The sequence below is a fragment of the Saccharopolyspora erythraea NRRL 2338 genome (genome assembly GCF_000062885.1).
Taxonomy (GTDB): domain Bacteria; phylum Actinomycetota; class Actinomycetes; order Mycobacteriales; family Pseudonocardiaceae; genus Saccharopolyspora_D; species Saccharopolyspora_D erythraea.
The window spans coordinates 8,123,892-8,145,341 of the sequence record NC_009142.1 but is presented as its reverse complement, the minus strand read 5'-3'; the positions used below and the strand labels follow the sequence as shown (position 1 = coordinate 8,145,341).

Below are 21,450 nucleotides of genomic sequence, written 5' to 3'. Positions count from 1 at the left end.
CGTCAGGCCGACTTCTCGTGGCGACCGCGAACGGGCTGCTGGTCGCGAGGCACCAGCGTCGGGTTGACGTGGTCGAGGACGAACCCGCGGTCCACGACCACCTCGGTCACGTCATCCCGGCTGGGCACCTCGTACATCAGGTCCAGCAGGACCTCCTCCAGGATCGCCCTGGTCGCACGGGCGCCGGTGCCGCGCAGCATCGCCTGCTCGGCGATCGCCTCCACGGCGTCGTCGGTGAAGCGCAGCTCGACGTCGTCCATCCGGAACAGCTTCTGGTACTGCTTGACCAGCGCGTTGCGCGGCTCGGTGAGGATGCGGACGAGCGTCTCGCGGTCCAGCGGCTGCAACGTCGAGATCACCGGCAGCCGGCCGACGAGCTCCGGGATCAGGCCGAACTTCACCAGGTCGTCGGGCCGGGCGTCGGTGAGCGCGGCCTCGGACTGGCGCTGCTGGCGGCTGCGCACCTCGGCGCCGAAGCCGATGCCGCTGCGCCCGGTGCGCTGCTCGACGATCTTCTCCAGCCCGGCGAACGCGCCGCCGAGGACGAACAGCACGTTGGTGGTGTCGATCTGGATGAACTCCTGGTGCGGGTGCTTGCGCCCGCCCTGCGGCGGCACCGAGACGGTCGTGCCCTCCAGGATCTTCAGCAGCGCCTGCTGAACCCCCTCGCCGGAGACGTCGCGGGTGGTCGAGGGGTTGTCGCTCTTGCGGGAGACCTTGTCGACCTCGTCGATGTAGAGGATGCCCGTTTGCGCGCGGGCGACGTCGTAGTCGGCGGCCTGGATCAGCTTGAGCAGGATGTTCTCGACGTCCTCGCCGACGTAGCCCGCCTCGGTCAGCGCCGTCGCGTCGGCGATGGCGAAGGGCACGTCCAGCATCCTGGCCAGGGTCTGGGCCAGGTGCGTCTTGCCGCAGCCGGTGGGGCCGATCAGCAGGATGTTGGACTTGCCGAGCTCGACCGGTTCCTCCTTGGTCGCGTGCCGTCCGCGGCCGGTCGTCTCGGGCTGGATCCGCTTGTAGTGGTTGTAGACCGCGACCGAGAGGGCCTGCTTGGCGCCCTGCTGCCCCACCACGTACTGGTCGAGGAAGGCGTCGATCTCGCGCGGCTTGGGCAGTTCGCGCGGCGCGTCGGCGGCGGCCTGCTGCGCCAGCTCCTCCTCGACGAGCTCGTTGCACAGCTCGACGCACTCGTCGCAGATGTAGACCCCCGCCGGGCCCGCGATGACCTTGCGGACCTGCTGCTGGGTCTTGCCGCAGAACGAGCAGCGAACCCGGTCGCCGCGGTCGCCGAAGTGTGCCACTCGGGGATCTCCTCAAGGGGGCCTGGACGGCTCGAACGCGTCGCTAGCACCGCGTCGGCCACGGATTCCTCCGCGATGTTAGCAACATCCAGATGATGCGAACATCCAGATGCGCGGGGTATTCTGCGCCGCGGGGGAGCCGGAGGCCGCGGCGAGGAGAGTGATGGGTCGGCTGACCAGGGCGGAGACGCAGGAGCGCAACCGGGCGAAGGTGCTCGCCGCGGCGCGGGACGAGTTCGCCGAACGCGGTTTCCGCGACGCCAAGGTCGACGACATCGCTGATCGCGCCGAGCTGACGCGGGGCGCCGTCTACTCCAACTTCCCCGGCAAGCGCGCCCTGTACCTGGCCGTGCTGGCCCACCTCGCCGAGACCGAGCCGGCGCCGTCGCACCCGCAGCTCGGTCGCACCGCGCGCGATGCGCTGGGCGCGCTGGCCCGCGCCTGGGTGGCGCGGCTGCCTTCCGGCGGGGCCGACTCGGCCCGGATCGGCGCCGCGCTGGTGCCCGAGATCCTCGCCGACGACCGGATCCGGCAGCCCTTCGCGCAGCTCATGAAGCTCAACGCGCTCCTGCTCGGGCTGGCCCTGGAGCGGCTGCGACCGCTGGACTCCCCGGTGGCGGCGCCCGCGCGGCGTTCGGTGCGGCTGGCCGAGACCGTGCTCACCACGCTGCACGGCGCCACCCAGATGACGGCCGCGGCACCTGGTTTCGTCGAGCCCTTCGACATCGTCAGCGCGTGCGAGCAGCTCGCCGAGCTCGAACTGGGCGACTGGTGGGCACCGCCGACCGTGCACCCTCCGGTGCGGCCGTCGGACCAGCCGTGGGACCCGCCCTCGGCGACCGACGTGGTGCGCGGTGAGCCCGCCCCGCTGGCCGACGACGGCGTGGTGGCGGTGCTCGGGCTGCACCGCGTCGCGGCCGTCGAGGAAGCGGTGCGGGCGGCTCCCGCGGGTACCGAGGTCACCGCCGTCCTGGTGACCGGCGACCCGGGCGAACTCGTCCCGCTGGCGCGGCTGGCCGTCGCCGAGCTGTGCGGTTGCCTGCGCCAGGCCTTCCCGCCGCCGACGTGGCCGGGCGTGCGGATCGTGTGCGACGAGTCCGGCGAGCTCGCGGCGGCGGCCGGCGCCCCGGTCGTCGACGACACGACCGAGACCGCCGTCCACGTCCGCTCCGGCCGGATCACCGCCCGGGCGGACGGACCCGGCGCATGCCACGCGGTAGCGCTCGCCGAGACCGCGCAGCACGCGTAGTCCGGCGCTGCCCGAAAGCTGGTCGAACGACCAGTACGAACCCGGCCTGACCAGCGATTTCTGCCCTACACTGGCCTTCCGGTGCGACGTGCGGAGAACACGCGGTGGGCCGCCGTGACGACTAAACGTGTGGGGAGACTGCCCGACGACCTGACCAGCTTCGTCGGTCGTCGCGGTGCGAGCGCGCAGGTCAAGAAGCTGCTCGCGACGTCACGGCTGGTCACCCTCACCGGCGTCGGCGGGGTCGGCAAGTCGCGGCTGGCGGTCCACGTCGCGCGCGGTCTGCGCCGGGCGTTCCCCGACGGCGTCTGGCTGGTGGAGCTGGCCCGCGTCACCGAACCCGGCCTGCTCGACCGCGCCGTCGTGGCCGACCTGAACCTGGGCGATCCACCAGCAGGCCTGGACGCGCTGGTGGCCCGGCTCACCGGCCGACGCATGCTGATCGTGCTCGACGGCTGCGAGCACCTGCTCGACGAGTGCGGGCCACTGGTCGGCGCGATCCTCTCCGGCGCACCCGAGGTGCGGCTGCTGGTCACCAGCCGCTCACCGCTGGGCGTGGCCGGTGAACGCGTCTGGCCGGTGCCGCCGATGACGGTGCCCGCGCGGGGGTCGCGGGAATCCGACGCCGTCGTGCTCTTCGAGGACCGCGCGTCGGCGGTGCTGCCCGGTTTCACCGTCGGGCCGGAGAACCAGGCGGCCGTGGCCACCCTCTGCGTCCAGCTCGACGGGCTGCCGCTGGCGATCGAGCTGGCCGCGGTGTGGATGCGGTCGCTGTCGGTCGACGAGATCCTCACCCGGGTCACCGACCACTTCCAGCTGCTCAACGGCGGCGACCGCAGCGCGGTGCCGCACCACCGCTCGCTGCGGGCGACGATCGCGTGGAGCTTCGACCTGTGCACCCCGGTCGAGCGGACCCTCTGGTCGCGGCTGTCGGTCTTCGCGGGCGGTTTCGAGCTGGAGTCCGCCGAGGAGGTCTGCTCCGGCGACGGTCTGAGCGCCGACGACCTGTTGTGCGGCATCGCAGGGCTGGTGGAGCGTTCGGTGCTGTCCCGCGAGGACACCGGCGACTCACGCTCGCGGTACCGGCTGCTGAAGACGATCCGCGAGTACGGGCGGCAGCGCCTGGGACACCAGCAGGAGGTCGTGCTGCGCAGGCGCCACCGCGACCACTACCTGCTGATGGCCGAGTACGCCGACGCCGAGTGGCTCGGGCCGGGACAGACCGAGTGGCTGGTCAGGCTGCAGCGGGAACGCGAGAACCTGTGGGCCGCGCTGGAGTTCTGCCTCTCCGAGCCCGGTGAGGCATCCGAAGGGCTGCGCATGGCCGCGGCCCTCCGCTTCTTCTGGCTGGCCGGCGGCGCCCTGCGAGACGGCCGCGAATGGCTCGACGAGGCGCTGGCCGTCACCACCGAACCGACGCCGGTGCGCGGCAAGGCGCTGGCGGTCAACGGGCTGATCAGCGCGATGCTGGGCGATGTCGACGAAGGGCTGGAACTTCTCGCCGAAGCGCGCGGACTCGAAGACCCGTCCGTCCCGCACCTGGTCGGCGTCGTCGAGCTGCTGCGCAACGACCACGCCGCCGCGGACGCGGCGTTCCAGGAAGCGCTGCGGTTCCCCGACCTTCTGCGCCACGACGGTCTGGCCGTGATGACGCTGCCGAACCGGGCGCTGGCGTCGGTCTTCCTCGGCGATCCCGCGCAGGCCATCGCGCACTGCGAGGAATGCCTGGAGATCTGCGACGAACACGGCGAGCAGTGGGCGCGTTCCTGGGCGGAAATCGTGCTCGGTCTCGCCCACTGGCGCCAGGGGGACGCGCAGGAAGGCGCGGCGCACCTGCGGGAGGCGCTGCGGCTCAAGAGCCGGTTCAACGACATCACCGGTGTCGTCGTGTGCCTGGAGATGCTGGCGTGGACCGAGGCCGCGCGCGGCAGGCCGGACCTGGCGGTCAGGCTGTTCGCCGCGGTGGTCGCGCTGTGGCAGCCGCTGGGCACCTACCTGTTCGGCATCCGGTGCTACCTGGACTGGCACACGGCGGCACTGGCCCGGGCGCGCGGCATGCTGCGGGTGGCCGAGCTGCGGTCGGCCGAGCGCGAGGGCTCGTCCTTCACGCTCGCCGAGGCCGTGGCCGACGCGCTCGGGGAGCGCGAGGTCGTCTCGCCGGCCGACGTGCCCGCGCAGCTGACCAGGCGGGAGCGCGAGGTGGCCGACCTGGTTGCGCGCGGTCTGTCCAACCGGCAGATCGCCCAGCAGCTCGTGATCGCCAAGCGAACCTCGGACAGCCACATCGAGCACATCCTGACCAAGCTCGGGTTCAGCTCACGAGCGCAGATCGCGGCGTGGGTAGCCGAGCAGGCGGGCAAGCCGTGACCGGCGACCGGCCGACTACATCCCGGCGAACTGCGGCGTCTCGATCGCGCGGCGGGTCGCGGAGACGACCGTCTGCCAGGCGGGCGGCTGAGAGAGCCCGCCGACCCAGCGGGCGTCGGCCGACGGCGGCAGCGGCAGGCGCTGACCGGCCCGGGCCGCCACGACCGGACCGCGGGAGAGGGCTCCGGTCCGGTCGTGACCGCCGGGCTCGGTGAGCACGGCCCAACGATCCGGGTAGGCGATCACCGGACCGGCGAGTATGTGGATCGAGAGCACCTGCTGGACTCTGGCGCCGAGTTCGGCGGGCATCAGCAAGGCGCCAACCTGGTCGCCGATCACCAGGCCCTCGGCGTCGACCGGCCACCCGAGGGCCTGGTGATCGGAGGGTTCGGGGTCCGGCTCGGTCGGCTGGAAGCCGGTACCGGTTGGAAGGGGAGCGTGTCGCGCGGCTGGCTGTGCGGTGCGTGTCGGTAGTGGTGCGTGCTGGGGCATGGTGGTCCTGGATCTGGGCGAGGTGGGCGTCGCGGCTCGTCGCCGGCACGCCCACCTCGTCTGGGGACGGGCAGCGGGTCGCCGGGGCGCAAGGCCCGCTGTCCAGGTGCTACGACCTCCTCCCTCATCGCCCGTTACCCCTGGAAACGACGGATTCGGTCGGGTGCGAAGCCGGATGTGGCGTGTCGGCCGCCGTCATTCCCGGTTCGTCCTGTTCGCGCGTCCCAACGGGGACGTACCAGCAACTGTGGACCTAAGACCCTGGTGCCCGTAGCGGGACAACTACCGAAACCCATACCTAAAAGCACCCGGAAGGGTTGCCCGACACGCGGTGCGAACCAGCCCTTCGCTGGACGGCGGCCGGAGATCGGCTCCCTACCCTCGACGTGTTCCGATCAAGCCCCCGCACGGAGGAGACACCCATGCGCACCGCTTTCCTGCACGCCGAAACCACCCGCTACGAGCGGTCGAAGACCGCGCTGATCGACCGGTTCGCGAACTGGTGCGTCGAACACGGAGGCCAGGAGCGCGCCCCGGTCGAGCTCGCCGGTTTCCTGCTCGACGAGAAGCGCGGCGTGGACGGCCTTCTGACCAGGTGGACCGAGGACGACGTGACGCACTTCCTCGGCCACTCGTGCCCGCGCAGGCTGGTGCTCGACGAGAACTGGCGGGCCGCGCCGGAGTGCCTGGCGCTGTGGATCGCCTACCTCGACGACGTCGGCCTGCTCATCTCCGACGTACCGGCGGCGGAGCTGCGTGCCGCCGTGCAGCGGGCCTCACCCGGCTACCTCGCGGCCATGGCGGACCCGGGCGAGTGGGGCGCGGAGAAGTTCTGGTCGGTGGTGATGCGCGAGCACGGCCTCGACGCCGACGACGAGGCCGCGGTCGAGGGCTTCTTCGAGGCGGTCGACGCGGGCGAGGTCGACGTCGACCGGTCGCTGGCCGACTCGGTCGAGGACCGCGACGCGTCCGAACCGGGGCCGGAGCCCGCGTTCTGGCTGCCGCCCGCCGACGTCGAGGACGTCCGCTACGCCGAGGACGCCGTGGTGCCGCACCGGATGCGCGCCCTCCACGCGTGGCTGGGCACCGGACGCGAGCGCGTCGACACCGGAGAGCTCGCGGCAGCGCTCGACGTCGACGAGGCGGACGCCGCGCTGCTGCTGGAGTGGGCGAGGCAGACGGGCCTGGTGCGCGCGGTGGGCGACGGACTGGTCCCGACCCAGGCCAGCCTGCCGGTGCTGACCGAGCCCGCGCTGCTGTGGACCCGGCTGTGGCAGTGCTTCGTGCTGCTCGACGGCGTCTTCGGCGCGGACGAGGGCGAACTCGACGTGCTCGCGGGCGGCACCGACGCGTTCCCCGACCTGGTGCAGGCGGCGCTGTGCTGCCTGTACTCGGCCGGCGACGCGGTGCCGCTCGAACTCGTCGTGAACGCTGTCGCCGACGACCTGGCAGCCGATGACCTGGGCGCCGACGACGTGGCGGCCGATGACCCTGCCGGTGGCGAGGAGCCGACTGGCGTACCGGAGGACAGGCGAGCTGCCCTGCGCCGGACGCTGGTGAAGGTCCTCGACCAGTGGGAGGCGATGGGCGCGGTCCGCAGGCAGGTCACCACCGACGCCGAGGGCGTGGCGGTGATCGACTCGCTCGTGCCGGAGGGGACGGAGGCCGACCACACAACGGTCGAGCTGACCCCGGCCGGGCTGTGGGCGGCCCGTGGTTCGCTCCAGGCGTTCGGCTTCGTCGCGCCGACAGTGGCGGAGATCGCCGACTACCCGGCGGAGGTTCTGGTCCGCGTGCTGCGCGACAGCTCGCCCGAGGTGGTCGAAGCCCTGGCGGCGGGCTGGATCGGTCGCCGCGGTGAGCGCGCCGCCAGCGCGGAGCTGGCGGAGCTGCTGCGCAGGCTCGACGAGCCGCCGGTCCGTCTCACCGCGCTGTGGCTGCTGGAACGCACCGGGGAAGAGGGCGTCGCGGCGGTGCTCGGCCTTCGGGAGGATCCGATCGCCGGTCCCGCCGCCCGGATGTGGCTGCAGGCCAGGCCCACCCCGGTGGACGCCGCACCGGGCGAGGAGTTCGTGCGGACGGGCGACGAGCTGTTGTTCGAGCTCGACGCCATGGCGGTGACCGCGGCGGACGACACCGAGCGCTTCCTCAGCGAGTTCCGCAGCCGACCCACTCCGGACCAGCTGGCGCTGATCGACCAGATCCCCCGCACCAGCCACGTCGCCGCCGACACCGTGCTGGAGACCATCGCCCTCCAGCACCCCGACCAGCAGATCGCCGGCGCCGCCCGCCGCGGCCTGGGAAGGGTGGTCACCACGTCCTGACCCCGTCCCGCCCCAGTCCCAGCCCGCTGCGGCCCGGCCGCCCGAGCCCGGCTGACCGTGTGGGCCCCGCTCCGCCCCGCACCGGCTGGGGCGGAGCCGGGCCGGGTGCGCACAGGGCAGGCCGGGAGCGGTGCGGCCGGGGCAGCCAGGCGAGGGCGGGTTCGAACCGGTCGGGCGGGTCCGGTTCGCACTGGTTGGGCCACGCCGGGTCGCACCGGTCGGGCCTGACCGGCGCGAGTTCGCAGCGCAAGCCGGGAGCGGCGCGGGCGGGGTAGTCGGGCGAGGAGTGGTCGGCCGTCCGAGGTCGGGCGAGTCAACAGCGTGCTGACCGAGGCTGGGCCGCCACTGCGGTGGCCGATTTGTCTGCGTTGGCCGGTTGTCTCTGGTGGCCCGTCTCGTCGATCAGACGCGGACCTGTCCACCGGGGACGGCTCGTTCAGTACGGGCGGGGCGCGCCCTGCCCGTACTGAACGGCCTCACGTGGTCCGGTCGCACCCCACCCGGGTCGCGCCCGGTTCGCCCACACACCCGGTCCGGCCACCCGGCCACACCCCGCCCGCCCACACCGGGTGCGCTCACACCCGGCTCGTCACATCTGTCGGCAGCCGTGCCGGGCCACCGCCGGAATGCCGCCGCCAACCCGGCACGCTGCGCGGCAAGCTCGTAGGCCGTGCCGCTGGTGTTCCGCTGCCTCTGCCTACCGGCACCACGCCTCATCGGGTAGCCGTCCGGTGTCCGTACCTCCGGTGTCGTGCCTGCTCACCGCCACGTTGTGTCGGTGAGCAGGCCAAGTGGACATGCCGCCGAGCCTGCAGGCGACGGCGGACGCGGCCCAAGGCCAGTAACCCGTGCCGCCGTGTCCGCCTGCCCACCGGCACGGCGCATCGGCAGGGCTCCGTGGCTGTGCCGCCGTTCCGGCCCACCGTCCGGCACGCCGCCTTCGACGGGTGCCCGGCTGCTACATGCACGGTGTCTCGCTGTCACCCCTGCCGGTGCATGGCCGCCGCCCATGTGGCGGTCCACCGTCCGGCACGCCGCCTCGGATGGGTGCCCCGCTGCCACGGCCGCGGTGCCCCGCTGTCGCCGCCGCCCTTGCGTGGCCGCCGCTCGTGCATGGCCGCCGCCGCTTCGCTGCCGCTGCCGGTGCGTGGCCGCCGCTCGTGCATGGCCGCCGCCGCTTCGCTGCCGCTGCCGGTGCGTGGCCGCCGCTCGTGCATGGCCGCCGTTGCTTTGGTTCGCCGCCGCGGCATCCCGGGCGTGTCCGCCGCTCACTCTGCATCGCCGCCACCACGCCATCACTGGCTGGAACGCCACGCCCACAACCAACCACAGCCGCCGCCACCATGGCCGCCGCCACCGTTTCGCCGCCGCCACCACAGCCACCGACAACGCCCACGCCAACGCCACCAGCGTCACCGCCGCCCCCGCCATCACGCCCCGACAGTGCGCCGCCACCCCCGAGAGCCCGTCGCCACCTCCGTGGCTGCCGCCGCCGCACTGCTCCCTGCTCCGCACCTCGCTTGGGGTGTTTGCGCAGGTCATCAGCATGTTCCGTGATTGGTGTCATGTGCGGGTTGGTTCGGTCCATCCTAATTGTTAGCATTGCAAACGAACTATTCGTCTAGGGAAAGCTGGGAGTGGCGGCCGATGAGCGGCGCACACGACGTCCGGTTGCTGGATGTGTTCAAAGGCCAGCCGAAAGCCGTCTGGATCACGGCCTTCGCCGCCGTGATCGCTTTCATGGGCATCGGTCTGGTCGACCCGATCCTGCTGTCCATCGCCGAGGCGCTCAACGCCGGACCGGAGCAGGTCACCCTGCTGTTCTCCTCCTACCTCGGCGTCCAGGTCGTCGCGATGCTGATCACCGGTGCGTTCAGCGCCCGCTTCGGCGCCAAGCGCACCGTCGTGACCGGACTCGTGCTGATCGTGCTGGCCACCCTCGCGTGCGCGCTCGCCGGGTCGATCGGCCAGCTCGTCGCGCTGCGCGCGGTCTGGGGCCTGGGCAACGCGTTCTTCATCGCCACCGCCCTCTCGGTGATCGTCGGCGCGGCCAGCGGCGGACAGCAGGCGGCGATCCTGCTCTACGAGGCGGCGCTCGGCATCGGCCTGTCGACCGGGCCGCTGCTCGGTGCGCTGCTCGGCAACATCTCGTGGCGCGGTCCCTTCGCGGGCACCGCGGTCCTGATGGCCATCGCGCTGATCCTCTCCGCGGGCTTCCTGCCCAAGGACGGTGACCGCAGCCAGCGCCAGCCCGTGCGGTTGCTCGACCCGATCCGGGCGCTGCGGCACGGCGGCCTGCTGCGTACCGCGCTCGGGTCGGCCCTCTACACCGCGGCGTTCTTCACCGTGCTGGCCTGGTCCCCGTTCGTCCTCGAGTTCGGCGCGATCGCGGTCGGCCTGGTGTTCTTCGGCTGGGGACTGTGCGTCGCGGTCGCGGGCGTCACCCTCGCGCCCAAGGTGGCGGCGCGCTTCGGCGAGGCGGGCGGCACCGTGCTCGCGGTGCTGATCTACGCGGCCCTGCTCGCGGTGATGGCGGTCGGTTCGAAGCCAGTCGTGGTCGTCGCGGTCATCCTCAGCGGCCTGGCGTCCGGGCTGCTCAACACCCTTTTCACCGGCACCGCGATGAGCATCAGCTCGGCACCGCGCCCGGTCGCCAGCGCCGGCTACAACTTCTGCCGCTGGTTCGGCGGTGCGCTCGCGGCGACCCTCGTCGGCCACATCGCCGAATGGACCGGCGCCCCGCAGGCACCCTTCGTCGTCGGCGCCGCGGCCTGCGTCCTGGCGGCCGGTCTGCTGGTGGTCGACCTCCGGCCCAAGGCCGACCCGCATCAGGTCCCGGTCGAAGCGGCCCTGGTCGGCGAGGAGTTCTGACCAGGCTGAGGAAGCGACTCCCGGCCCACAACAAGCGGCGAACGAGGAAGCAGCGAGAACCAGCGTCGAAAGTGGCGGCACCCGAGCGAGGTGCCGCCACTTTTCGCATATGTGGACGCTTGGGCATGTAGCGACGGTGCGGTGCCGTGCGGGCGCAAGCATGCCCGTACGCGGGCGAAAGACATGCCCGAACGCGGCCGGACGCGATGCCGACCCTGCGGCACAACCCACGCTGAGACCTGGCCCCGCCGCTCGACCGCCGGCACACCGGCACGTGGCTGCCGCCTTGCCGATGTGCCGTGCCGACCGGGTGAACCATGCCGCGATGCCGACCGTGCCGCCACGCCAACGGTGCTCGCGCCGCAACCGTGCTACCACGGAGAACGTGCTGGCGCGCCAACCGCGCCGCGTGCCGACGACCGTGCCGCCATGCCGACCGTGCTGGCACGCCACCCGCGCTACCGGCGAAACCCGCTGTCGAGGGAATCGTGCGCTCGCGCCAGCCATGCCGTTGGCGGACTGTGTGCTCGCAAGCGCAATGCCGTTTGCGGACTGTGCCGTCGCGCCAGCCATACCGCTTGCGGACTGTGTGCTCCGCGTGCAATGCCGCTTGCGGACTGTGCCGTCACGCGAGCGATTCCGATTACGGCCTGTGCGCTCGTGCCAGCGACGCCGCTTGGGGACTGTGCCGTCGCGCCAGCCATACCGTTTGCGGACTGTGCGCTCACGCGAGAAATGCCGCTAGCGGACTGTGCGCCCGTGGCAGCCATACCGCGTGTCGATCGTGCCGTTGCGCCAACCGCGCCGGGCGCGGTCCGTGCCGCCGCGTCCGGCGCCCGCGCGCCACCAGCACACCTGGTGGCTACGAACCAGCGGCACCCGGCACGTGCGGCGGCACTCCGGCACCTCGCGGTTACGCCTCCACCCCCAGTGCCACTCCGGCACCTGTGCTGATCTGCCTGTCGTCAGACGACGGCACCAACCGCCGCCGTGCGTCCCCGCCGTCCACCGCGGCCGCCGTCCCCGCGATCCACCGCTACTGTCCGTCCCCGCCGCCCACCGCCGCCGTCCCTACCGCGCACCGCCGCCGTCCGCGCCGTCAGACGCCAAACGACGTCATCTGCCCACCCGAGCCATCCACCACCGCACGCCAGGCCCATGCCCCGCGCTGCCGGGTCCCCTTCGCCGCAAACAGTTCTAATAGGACGAAACGAGACCCGCCAACTGCCTTCCCGCGGCCAGAAGTCGCCGAATTTTCCGCAATCGTTCTCTCTTCCGTGGTTGTGACATACCCTCCACCCGTTCTCGGACTGCACCGTCATTGGAGGTTGGCGTGCCACCACACCCCGATCGCGGCCGACGCCTGCTGCCGCTGCTCGCCGGCGGCCGGGCACGGGTCACCTGCCGATACCGCTGCGGCGATCAGTGCTCGCAGCACCCGCCGAACACCTCCGACAACCCGTACTTCGGCGACCTGGTCCAGCGCGTGGTCGACCGCCGCGGCCTGTTCCGCGCCGGCGCCGTCGTCGCGGTCTCCACGGCCGCCGCCTCCTCGGCTCTGGCCTCCGCCGCCGCTGCCGCGTCGACGTCAGCCGCCGCTCCGCGGCGCGGCCTGGACTTCGTGCCCGTCAAGCCGAACCTGGAGGACGCCGTCGTCGTCCCCGAAGGCTTCCAGCAGGGCATCGTCATCCGCTGGGGCGACCCGATCCTGCCCGGTGCGCCGGAGTTCGACTTCGACGCCCAGACGCCGGAGGCGCAGGAGCAGCAGTTCGGCTTCAACAACGACTTCTGCGCCCTGCTGCCGTTGCGCGGCGACCTGCGGGTCATGGTCAACAACCACGAGTACACCAGCGAGGAGTTCATCTTCCGCGGGTACGACCCCGCCAACCCGACCGAGCAGCAGGTGCGCATCGCGTGGGCCGCGCACGGGCTGTCGGTCGTCGTGCTGGAGACCGGCGACGGCACGCCGGAGGTCCGGATGCACCGGCTCAACCGCCGCATCACGCTCAACACCGAGTTCGAGGTGCGCGGGCCCGCCGCGGGCAGCGACCTGCTCAAGACCTCGGCCGACCCGACCGGCACCAAGGTCTTCGGCACCATGAACAACTGCTCCGGCGGCGTGACTCCGTGGGGCACGATCCTGTCCGGCGAGGAGAACATCCACTTCTACTTCGCCAACGCCGACCAGGTGACCGACCCGGCCACCAAGGCGCGCCTCGACCGCTACGGCATGAAGGGCACCGAGACCGAGCGCAAGTGGGAGCGCTTCGACTCCCGCTGGGACCTCGCGCGCCAGCCCAACGAGGCCAACCGCTTCGGCTGGATCATCGAGCTCGACCCGTACGACCCGGAGTCCAGGCCGGTCAAGCACACCGCGCTGGGCCGCTTCAAGCACGAGGGCGCCAACGTCCACGTGCTCGACGACGGCCGCGTCGCCGCCTACATGGGCGACGACGAGAAGTTCGAGTACATGTACAAGTTCGTCTCCGACGAGAAGGTGAAGCGGGGCGACAGCCGGCACGCGCGGCGGCACAACATGTCGCTGCTGGACTCCGGCACGCTCTACGTGGCCAGGTTCAGCGGCGACAGCCCCGCGGAGGAGATCGACGGCACCGGAAAGCTGCCGTCGGACGGCCGCTTCGACGGCACCGGTGAGTGGATCGCGCTCGCCCACAACGACGAGAGCTTCGTGCCGGGGATGACAGCCGAGGAGGTCTACGTCTTCGCGCGCCTGGCAGCCGACGCGGTGGGCGCGACCAAGATGGACCGTCCCGAGGACGTGCAGCCGCACCCGAAGACCGGGCACGTCTACGCCGCGCTCACCAACAACAGCGACCGCGGCACCGACGGCAAGGCGGGCGCCGACGAGACGAACCCGCGCAACAGCAACAAGCACGGCCAGGTGCTCGAGCTGGCCGAGACCAGCCGGACCACCTTCACCTGGAACCTGCTGTTGGTGTGCGGCGACCCCGACGACCCCGCCACCTACTACGGCGGATTCGACAAGTCGCAGGTCAGCCCGATCACCTGCCCGGACAACGTCGCCTTCGACTCCAAGGGCGACCTGTGGATCACCACGGACTCGTCGGAGGCGCTGGCCGCCAACGACGGCCTGTACCGGGTGCCGCTGGAGGGCGAGGAACGCGGCCACGTCATGCAGTTCCTCAGCGTGCCGCGCGGCGCGGAGGCCTGCGGGCCGGTGATCGAGGACGACCTGGTGCTCGTCTCGGCGCAGCATCCCGGTGAGCTCGACGGGGCCAGCGCCGACAACCCGGTGTCGCACTGGCCGGACGGCGGGGATTCGCAGCCCAGGCCGTCAGTCGTGGCCGTCTGGCGCTGAAGGGATTCACGGCACGGCGGAGCCTTCCGGGAGACGCGCGATCTCGGAGGGCTCCGCCGTGCCATGGACTGCGGAGTGCTGCCGAGTTGGCACCGGCCCGCCGATGGTCGTGGGCCTGGCCGGTTCACGTCCGGAACAGGGGAACCAGCACCTCGTCGACGATCTCGACGATCACCTCGTCCGGAATCGGCACGCCCTGGAAGAGGAAGTGCTGGCGCAGCATCGCATGCCCGACCTCGATGCGTCGCGGCGTCACCGCCTCGGCGGCGATCTCCCCGCGTTCGACCGCGCGGCGGGTGATCTCGCCCATGGCCTTGCGGCCCGCGCCGTGCGAGTGCTGCCGCAGCTCGGCCGTCCGGGACCGGTCGGTGAGCACATCGCTGAGCAGCCCGCGCAGCGCCTCACCCGCCGGCCCGGCCAGCGTTTCGGCGTGGCGGCGCAGCAGCGCGAGCAGGTCGCCGCGCAGGGTGCCGGTGTCCGGTGGCGACGACGGGTCCGGCAGCACGTGGTAGACGGCGTCGATGGCCAGCTCCATCCGGCTCGGCCAGCGCCGGTACACCGACGCCTTGCCGGTCCGCGCCCGCTCGGCGACGCGTTCCATGGTCAGCCCGGCGTAGCCGACCTCGCTCAGTTCGTCCAGGGTGGCCTGCAGGATCGCGGCGTTGAGGGCTTCGCCGCGCCGCCGGGGGAGCTTGCGGTGGTCGGTGACCATGGCGCCGATCCTACGAATCCGCCGCCGTCACCCGACCCACGTCGCCGTCGACCGAGACACGGGTGCCGTCGGTGAGCACGCTCGTCGCGACCGCGGTGCCCATGACGGCGGGGATGCCGTACTCGCGGGCGACGATCGCGGCGTGCGAGGCGGGCCCGCCGGAGTCGGCCACGACCGCGGCGGCCCGCTGGAACAGCGGCGTCCACGCCGGGTTGGTGTACGGGCAGACGAGCACGTCGCCGGCGGCGAGCGAGCCGAACTCGGACGGGTCGCGCACGACCCGCACCGGACCGGTGTCGGTGCCGCCGGACGCGGGCGTGCCGGAGACCAGCGCGTCACCCGCGGGCCGGTCCGGGAAGACCGAGCGGAGGTTGAGCATCCGCACGCCCGCGAGCTCGGCCCGCCTGGCCGCTCTCGCCGACGCCGTGGCGCGCAGCCCACCAGCAGCGGCCGGGTCGCCGACGCCCTCCAACCCCTCCAGCCGCAGGTGGAAGACATCCTCGGCCGAGCCCAGCGCCCCGGCGTCGCGCAACCTCCCGCCGATCTCCAGCAGCGAGCGGCGCAGCACCGGCAGCGGCATGGTGAAGTAGAAGTGGCTGTCCTCGCGGAAGGCGATACCGGCACGTGCCGCTGACACCCAGCGCCGGACGCGGGCGCGCCGCTTCGGCGAGCGCAGCAGCGGATGGGCGAGGAGCCCGGCCATCGCGCGCTCGCCGACGTCCGTGCCCACCGGCGGCTCGGCGGCGAGCACCTTGACCAGGCCGAGCACGGTTTCCGGGGCATCCGACCAGGTCGGTGTGGTGACCAGGAGCGGACTGGTGGTCTCGCGATGTCCGTATTCGGTGAGGAACGCCTCGAACCGCGCGCCGAATTCGTCGAAGTCCGCCAGCCGCCCCGGCTCGAGGCTTTCGACGGCTGCGCGCAGCCGCGGGTCGGACCGCGCCCGCGCGGCCAGCGCCTCCAGCTCCCGGTTGGCGTCGGCGGTGCGCGTCGGCGCGCCGTTGACCAGGTTCATGAGCAAGGACGACCGGCCGAGCACCTTCAACGCGAGCAGCAGCCGCAACAACGAGAGCCCGGTGCGCGGCAGGTAGTCGATGCGCAGGTCCGCGACCGCACGGGTGGCGTCCAGCGCCTCGCGCGGCATGTGCAGCAGCCGTGGCCATGGCATCGCCGTGAGGTCCCGCGACGCCAGCTCGCGCACGCGTTCCAGGTAGCGGACGAACCGGGGGTCCTCTGTCCACCGGGCGGGGTCGTGCCGCCGCGCCGGCGCCGCGACGCGGAACGGCATGGCGAGCAGCCGGCGCGACGGCTTCACCGCGGGCGGCACGATCCGGTCGGCGACCCCGTCGACCTCCGTCACGAACCCGTCGATGACACCGGGAAGACCGAAGTAGGCCAGCACCTCGCCCATCAGGCCGGCGGGGCCGTGCGGTAGCCACGTCGACATGTCGAGCGGGTACGGCCGGACCGGCATGTACTCCAGCATGATCGAAGCCAGCCGGCGCTGGACCACGTTGAGCTCCAGCGGTGGTGGCGGCAGCGCGGTCATCGGACGCGCCTGGAGCACGCTCACCCGGCCGTCGGCGTAGGCCCATTCGACGTCCTGCGGACGTCCGAAGAGGCGCTCGGCCTCGCGCCCCAGACGAGCCAGTTCGCGCAGCACCTCGTCCGGCAGGCGGTCGGGACCCGGCGCCTTTGCCGCGAGCGTGCCGCGTGGGCCGACCGCCGTGCCGCTCCGTCCGGCGTCAGCGTCGGCCCAGCCGACTCGTGTGCCGCCGGGGACGGTCTCGATGCCGCCGAGATGCACTGCCGTGCCGCCGCGAGCAGCACGGTTGCCGCGCCTGCCGTTCTCCGTGCCGCCCCTGCCGGGCGCCGCGCCGCCGTGCCGACCCGGCGTCCAGCCGCGCAGGTCACCGTGCCGGTCGAGCACGTAGTGGTCCGGCGTGACCCGCCCGGACACGACGGCTTCCCCGAGGCCCCGGCCCGCGTCCACGACGATCCGCTCGCGGTCCCCGCTCACCGGGTCGGCTGTGAACAGAACGCCCGCCGTCTCGGCCGGGACCATCTCCTGCACGACGACCGCGATGCGGACCTGCCCGGAGTCGACGCCGCGAACCCGCCGGTACTCCACGGCGCGGTCGCTCCACAGCGATCCCCAGCAGCGCCGTACCGCGTCCACGACCGCGTCCGCACCGATCACGTCCAGGTAGGTGTCCTGCTGCCCGGCGAACGCCGCGCCCGGCAGGTCCTCGGCGGTCGCGCTCGACCGCACCGCGACCGGCCCGCCGCCGAGGTCGGCGTAGGCGGCGACGATCGCCGCCCGAACCGGTTCCGGCACCACCGCCGACTCGAGGGCGGCGCGGAACGCGCGGGTGTCCGGCCCCGGCTCGCCGGCCACCGCGGCGTATGCGTCGGTGGTGACGACGAACCCGCTGGGCACCGGGAACCCGGCGCGGACCAGCGCCGCCAGGTTCGCGCCCTTGCCGCCCGCCGACGCGAGGTTCGCGCCGGGGAGGTCCCGCAGCGGTACGACCAGTGCCATCGTGCCTCCCATGGAAGCCGGTCAGGGGGTTCGCCGCACGTGGGCTGTGGTGCGCAGCGGACGCGCCGGAAGCGCGAGCGCGAGCAGGAACGCGACCCCGAGCAGCGGCGCCATGACGGCGAACGCCGTCCGCAGGGACCCTCCGAACGCGGCCGGGTCGTGGGCGCCGCCCGCGGTGACCAGCGCGCCGGTGACGGCGACCCCCGCCGACGCGCCGATCTGCCGGAAGAAGGTGACCGACGAGGTCGCCGTGCCCAGGTCTCGGTGCTCGACCGCGTTCTGCGTCGCCAGCACCATGACCTGCATGACCAGCCCGACGCCGAGTCCGGTCAGCAGCATCACGGCGCCGATGGCGGCCGGCCCGGCGGTCGGCGCCAGCAGCGCGAGCAACGCCAGCCCGCAGGCGGCCACCGCCGTGCCGACGACCGGGAACACCTTGTAGTGCCCGGTGCGCGTGATGAGCCGCCCGGAGACCACCGAGCTGGTCAGCACGCCGAGCATCAGGGTGGTCACGACGAGCCCGGCCTGCGTCGCCGTCGCGCCGGAGGCGATCCGCAGGAAGGCCGGCATGTAGGTGAGGGTGCCGAAGAGCGCGAAGCCGATCAGGACGCTGATGCCCACCGGGATGGCGAACGCCGGTTCGCCGAACAGGCGCAGCGGCAGGATCGGGTCGGCGGCGTACCTGGTGGTCACAAGCCACACCGCCGTTCCGGCGAGCGCGCAGACAAGCCAGCCGGGGCTGCCGGTCTGCCCGAACAGCACCACGCCGACGACCGCCGTGGCCAGCGCCAGCGCCCCCGCGCAGTCGACCGGCGGCCGGGCGGCGGGCGCGGGCAGCCGCAGCGACCAGGCCAGCACGGCGAAGGCCAGCAGGCCCAGCGGCGGGTGGATCGCGAAGATCCACCGCCAGCTGAGCTGGTCGACGAAGAAGCCGCCGACCAGCGGGCCGCCGACGACCGCGACGGCGTAAGCGGCGCCGAAGAGACCGAGGTAGCGGCCGCGCTCGCGCGGGCTGACCAGCTCACCGATGACGGCCTGCGCGCCGATGATCAGCCCACCGCCACCGGCCCCCTGGATCACGCGGAAGACGATGAGCTGCGGCATCGAGGTGGCCAGCCCGCACAGCGCGGCACCGGTCACGAACACCGCGACCGCCGCGAGCATGGCCGGTTTGCGGCCGAAGCGGTCGCCGAGCTTGCCGTGCACTGGCATGACGACCGTCGCCGCGACCAGGTAGGCGGTGATGACGGCGGGCATCTGGTCGAGTCCGCCGAGGTCGCCGGCCACCGACGGCAGCGCGGGCGTCATGACCGTCTGGTCGAGGGCGGCGAGCAGCATCGCGAGCAGCAGTCCCGGCAGGACCAGCCCGAACGAACCCGGCCGCAACACCCGCCATCGCCCCCTAGAGAACGGTTCGTCCTCTGAAGGCTACGACGGTCGAATTGGATACGCAACGTTCACTAAGGCGGATCGCCGATTCCGATCAGTGATCAGTGCATCCCGTTGAGTGATCTCCTGCTGGGGCGGCGGCAACTCTGCGTCATGAGTTTGATGTTCGTTCACCTTCCGGTCCGGGAGTCCTCGCCTGATCTGCATAGCGTGCTGATCGTTCCCGACTGCACCACTGGAGGTCCGCTTGTCTTCCCGACCGGACAGCGGGCGGGTCGTCCCGCTCCCCCTTCTGTCCAACCACTCGGCCAGCCGCTCGTCGGTGACCTGCCGGTTCCGCTGCGGAAACGCCTGCGCGCACGAAGCGCCCAACACCTCTGACAACGCCTACTTCGGTGACATCGTCGCGAGCGTGCTGAGCCGCCGCGGCGCGCTCAAGGCCGGCGGCGTGCTCGCGCTGTCGGTCGGCGCGGCGTCCGCGCTCGGCAGCGGCGCCGCCGCCCAGCCCGCCGCACCCGCGCAGCAGGGCGGCCCCGCCCGCGGCGCCGTGCCCGGCACCGACTTCGCGCCCGTCGCCCCGAACACCCAGGACGCCGTGGTCATCCCCGAGGGCTACGAGCAGGGGATCGTCATCCGCTGGGGCGACCCGGTGCTGGAGGGCGCGCCGGAGTTCGACTTCAACGCGCAGACGGCCGCCGCGCAGGAGAAGCAGTTCGGCTACAACAACGACTTCGCCGGGCTGATCCCGCTGGACGCCGGCGGCCGCGAGAACCTGATGGTGGTGAACCACGAGTACACCACCGAGACGCACATGTTCCCCGCCTACGACGAGAACAACCCGACCGAGGAGCAGGTGCGCATCGCGTGGGCCGCGCACGGCCTGTCGGTCGTGGCCGTCGAGCGGGAGCGCGGCGGGGGATTCCGGCCCAAGCCGAGCCGCTACAACCGCCGCATCACGCTGAACACCGAGTTCGAGGTGCGCGGTCCGGCCGCGGGCAGCGACCTGCTCAAGACCTCGGCCGACCCGGCCGGGACGAAGGTCTTCGGCACCCAGAACAACTGCTCCGGCAGCGTGACGCCGTGGGGCACGGTGCTCTCCGGCGAGGAGAACTTCAACCAGTACTTCGCCAACGCCGACAGCGTCACCGACCCGGTGGCCAAGGAGCGGCTCGCGCGCTACGGCCTCAAGGGCACCGAGAGCGACCGCAAGTGGGAGCGCTTCGACAAGCGCTGGGACATCGCCCGCGAGCCCAACGAGCCGAACCGCTTCGGCTGGATCGTCGAGATCGACCCGCACGACCCGAAGTCCAAGCCGGTCAAGCACACCGCGCTGGGCCGGTTCAAGCACGAGACCGCGTCGATCAAGGTCGCCGAGGACGGCCGGGTCGTCGCGTACTCCGGTGACGACGAGCGCTTCGACTACATCTACAAGTTCGTCTCCAACGGCCGGATCAAGGGGGGCACCAGCGCCCTCGCCCGCCGGCACAACATGTCGCTGCTGGACGACGGCACCCTCTACGTCGCCAAGTTCACCGGCAACAGCCCGGCGGGTGAGATCGACGGCTCCGGCAAGCTGCCCGCCGACGGCCACTTCGACGGTGCCGGCGAGTGGCTGCCGCTGGCCAGCGGCAAGAAGTCGTTCGTGCCCGGCTTCACCGCCGAGGAGGTCTACGTCTTCACCCGCCTGGCCGCCGACGCGGTCGGCGCGACCAAGATGGACCGGCCCGAGGACATCGAGCCCAACCCGGTCAACGGCCGCATCTACTGCGCGCTGACCAACAACACCAACCGCGGCTCGGCGGGCAACGCCGGCGCCGACGAGTCCAACCCGCGGGTCGGCAACAAGCACGGCCACGTCCTGGAGCTCGACGACGACACCACCGGCACGAAGTTCCGCTGGAACCTGCTGCTGGTCTGCGGCGACCCCAACGACCCCGGCACTTACTTCGGCGGCTTCGACAAGTCGCAGGTCAGCCCGATCTCGTGCCCGGACAACGTCGCCTTCGACCGGCACGGCAACCTGTGGATCTCCACCGACGGCAACGCGCTGGACTCCAACGACGGGCTGTTCGCGGTGCCGGTCGACGGCCCCGAGCGCGGCAAGGTCAAGCAGTTCCTGACGGTGCCGGTCGGCGCCGAGACCTGCGGACCGGTCGTCACCGACGAGGTCGTCACGGTCTGCGTCCAGCACCCGGGCGAGGACGCCGAGGACCCGCAGAACCCCACCTCGCACTGGCCGGACGGCGGCAACTCGCGCCCGCGTCCGTCCGTGGTCGCGGTGTGGCGCACGGGCGGCGGCGAGATCGGCCGCCGTTGATCTGACCACCCTCCAAGCCCGGCGCGGCACGGCCTCACGGTCGTGCCGCGCCGGTGTACTTGGACCCTGTACGCATCCCGCCGACCGGTCGCAGTGTGGACCGTGTGTCCCCGACCGGAGGAGGCGGGAAGGATGACGCTCGAAGTCAAGCACCTGGACAAGCCGGACGAGAGGCGCACGTTCGGCCACGGTGAGCTGGGGGTCGTGGAGCTGCCCGGTGTGACGGTCGGCCGCGTGGTCATGCACCCCGGCTGGCGTTGGTCCAACGACGTGAAGCCGATCGCGGGCACCGACAGCTGCCAGCAGCCGCACACCACGTACGTGCTTTCGGGCCGCATCCACATCCGGATGGACGACGGCCAGGAAGCCGACATCGGCGTCGGCGAGTGCGCCGTGATCAGCCCCGGCCACGACGCCTGGGTCGTCGGCGACGAGGACTTCGTCGCCATCGACTGGACCGCCGCCGCCACCTACGCCACGCCAGCGGAGTGACCGCGGGCGTCGCCCCGCAAGAACGTCGAAGGCCCCCTCGCGAACGAGGGGGCC

General features: G+C 72.3%; 12 protein-coding genes. 7 read left to right on the top strand and 5 right to left on the bottom strand.

Going from position 1 to position 21,450, the window contains the following annotated elements:
• Positions 1-2: 2 nt before the first annotated feature.
• Positions 3-1,301: an ATP-dependent Clp protease ATP-binding subunit ClpX gene (gene clpX / locus SACE_RS35395; protein ID WP_009948357.1), complete on the bottom strand. Its 1,299-nt coding sequence runs from the start codon at positions 1,299-1,301 to the stop codon at positions 3-5.
• Between the two features lie 163 nt (positions 1,302-1,464).
• On the opposite strand from clpX, the gene SACE_RS35390 reads away from it, so the two are divergent.
• Positions 1,465-2,550, top strand: a complete 1,086-nt coding sequence (locus SACE_RS35390) for a TetR/AcrR family transcriptional regulator (RefSeq protein WP_009948358.1) — start codon at positions 1,465-1,467, stop codon at positions 2,548-2,550.
• Positions 2,551-2,664: 114 nt separating this feature from the next.
• Complete coding sequence (locus SACE_RS35385) at positions 2,665-4,917, top strand: ATP-binding protein (protein WP_231849886.1); 2,253 nt, start codon at positions 2,665-2,667, stop codon at positions 4,915-4,917.
• Positions 4,918-4,932: 15 nt separating this feature from the next.
• Here the strand turns inward: SACE_RS35385 and SACE_RS35380 are convergent, their stop codons facing one another.
• Positions 4,933-5,409 (bottom strand): hypothetical protein, encoded by a 477-nt coding sequence (locus SACE_RS35380; protein ID WP_143538035.1) that lies wholly within the window; start codon positions 5,407-5,409, stop codon positions 4,933-4,935.
• 422 nt (positions 5,410-5,831) lie between these two features.
• On the opposite strand from SACE_RS35380, the gene SACE_RS35375 reads away from it, so the two are divergent.
• The 3 genes from SACE_RS35375 to SACE_RS35360 all read left to right on the top strand — a co-directional run bounded on the left by SACE_RS35375 (position 5,832) and on the right by SACE_RS35360 (position 13,944).
• Positions 5,832-7,733 carry a HEAT repeat domain-containing protein gene (locus tag SACE_RS35375; protein ID WP_009948361.1) on the top strand — a complete coding sequence of 634 codons (1,902 nt, stop codon included), beginning with the start codon at positions 5,832-5,834 and terminating at the stop codon, positions 7,731-7,733.
• Between the two features lie 1,647 nt (positions 7,734-9,380).
• Positions 9,381-10,604 carry an MFS transporter gene (locus SACE_RS35365; RefSeq protein WP_009948362.1) on the top strand — a complete coding sequence of 408 codons (1,224 nt, stop codon included), beginning with the start codon at positions 9,381-9,383 and terminating at the stop codon, positions 10,602-10,604.
• A 1,333-nt stretch (positions 10,605-11,937) separates the two neighbouring features.
• Entirely contained in the window at positions 11,938-13,944 is a 2,007-nt protein-coding gene (locus tag SACE_RS35360; protein ID WP_009948363.1) for a PhoX family protein, read from the top strand.
• Positions 13,945-14,068: 124 nt separating this feature from the next.
• On the opposite strand, the gene SACE_RS35355 is transcribed toward SACE_RS35360, so the two are convergent.
• From SACE_RS35355 to SACE_RS35345, 3 genes are read right to left on the bottom strand one after another with little or no spacing between them, the layout of a single operon-like run.
• On the bottom strand, positions 14,069-14,656 hold the full coding sequence (locus SACE_RS35355; protein WP_009948364.1) for a TetR/AcrR family transcriptional regulator: 588 nt from the start codon (positions 14,654-14,656) through the stop codon (positions 14,069-14,071).
• Between the two features lie 10 nt (positions 14,657-14,666).
• Positions 14,667-17,198, bottom strand: coding sequence for a PEP/pyruvate-binding domain-containing protein (locus tag SACE_RS35350; protein WP_011875314.1), 2,532 nt, complete (start codon positions 17,196-17,198; stop codon positions 14,667-14,669).
• A gap of 21 nt (positions 17,199-17,219) precedes the next feature.
• Complete coding sequence (locus SACE_RS35345) at positions 17,220-18,587, bottom strand: MFS transporter (protein ID WP_009948366.1); 1,368 nt, start codon at positions 18,585-18,587, stop codon at positions 17,220-17,222.
• A gap of 247 nt (positions 18,588-18,834) precedes the next feature.
• Between SACE_RS35345 and SACE_RS35340 the strand changes: the two genes are divergently transcribed.
• Entirely contained in the window at positions 18,835-20,904 is a 2,070-nt protein-coding gene (locus SACE_RS35340) for a PhoX family protein (RefSeq protein ID WP_173401334.1), read from the top strand.
• 132 nt (positions 20,905-21,036) lie between these two features.
• Positions 21,037-21,396, top strand: coding sequence for a cupin domain-containing protein (locus SACE_RS35335; protein ID WP_009948368.1), 360 nt, complete (start codon positions 21,037-21,039; stop codon positions 21,394-21,396).
• Positions 21,397-21,450: the final 54 nt, after the last annotated feature.

Bases quoted from the DNA above. Each gene is read 5' to 3' on its own strand.
- SACE_RS35335 (WP_009948368.1), top strand. From the start codon at position 21,037: ATGACGCTCGAAGTCAAGCACCTGGACAAGCCGGACGAGAGGCGCACG.
- SACE_RS35365 (WP_009948362.1), top strand. From the start codon at position 9,381: ATGAGCGGCGCACACGACGTCCGGTTGCTGGATGTGTTCAAAGGCCAG.
- SACE_RS35380 (WP_143538035.1), bottom strand. From the start codon at position 5,409: ATGCCCCAGCACGCACCACTACCGACACGCACCGCACAGCCAGCCGCG.
- SACE_RS35350 (WP_011875314.1), bottom strand. From the start codon at position 17,198: ATGGCACTGGTCGTACCGCTGCGGGACCTCCCCGGCGCGAACCTCGCG.
- SACE_RS35390 (WP_009948358.1), top strand. From the start codon at position 1,465: ATGGGTCGGCTGACCAGGGCGGAGACGCAGGAGCGCAACCGGGCGAAG.
- SACE_RS35355 (WP_009948364.1), bottom strand. From the start codon at position 14,656: ATGGTCACCGACCACCGCAAGCTCCCCCGGCGGCGCGGCGAAGCCCTC.
- SACE_RS35375 (WP_009948361.1), top strand. From the start codon at position 5,832: ATGCGCACCGCTTTCCTGCACGCCGAAACCACCCGCTACGAGCGGTCG.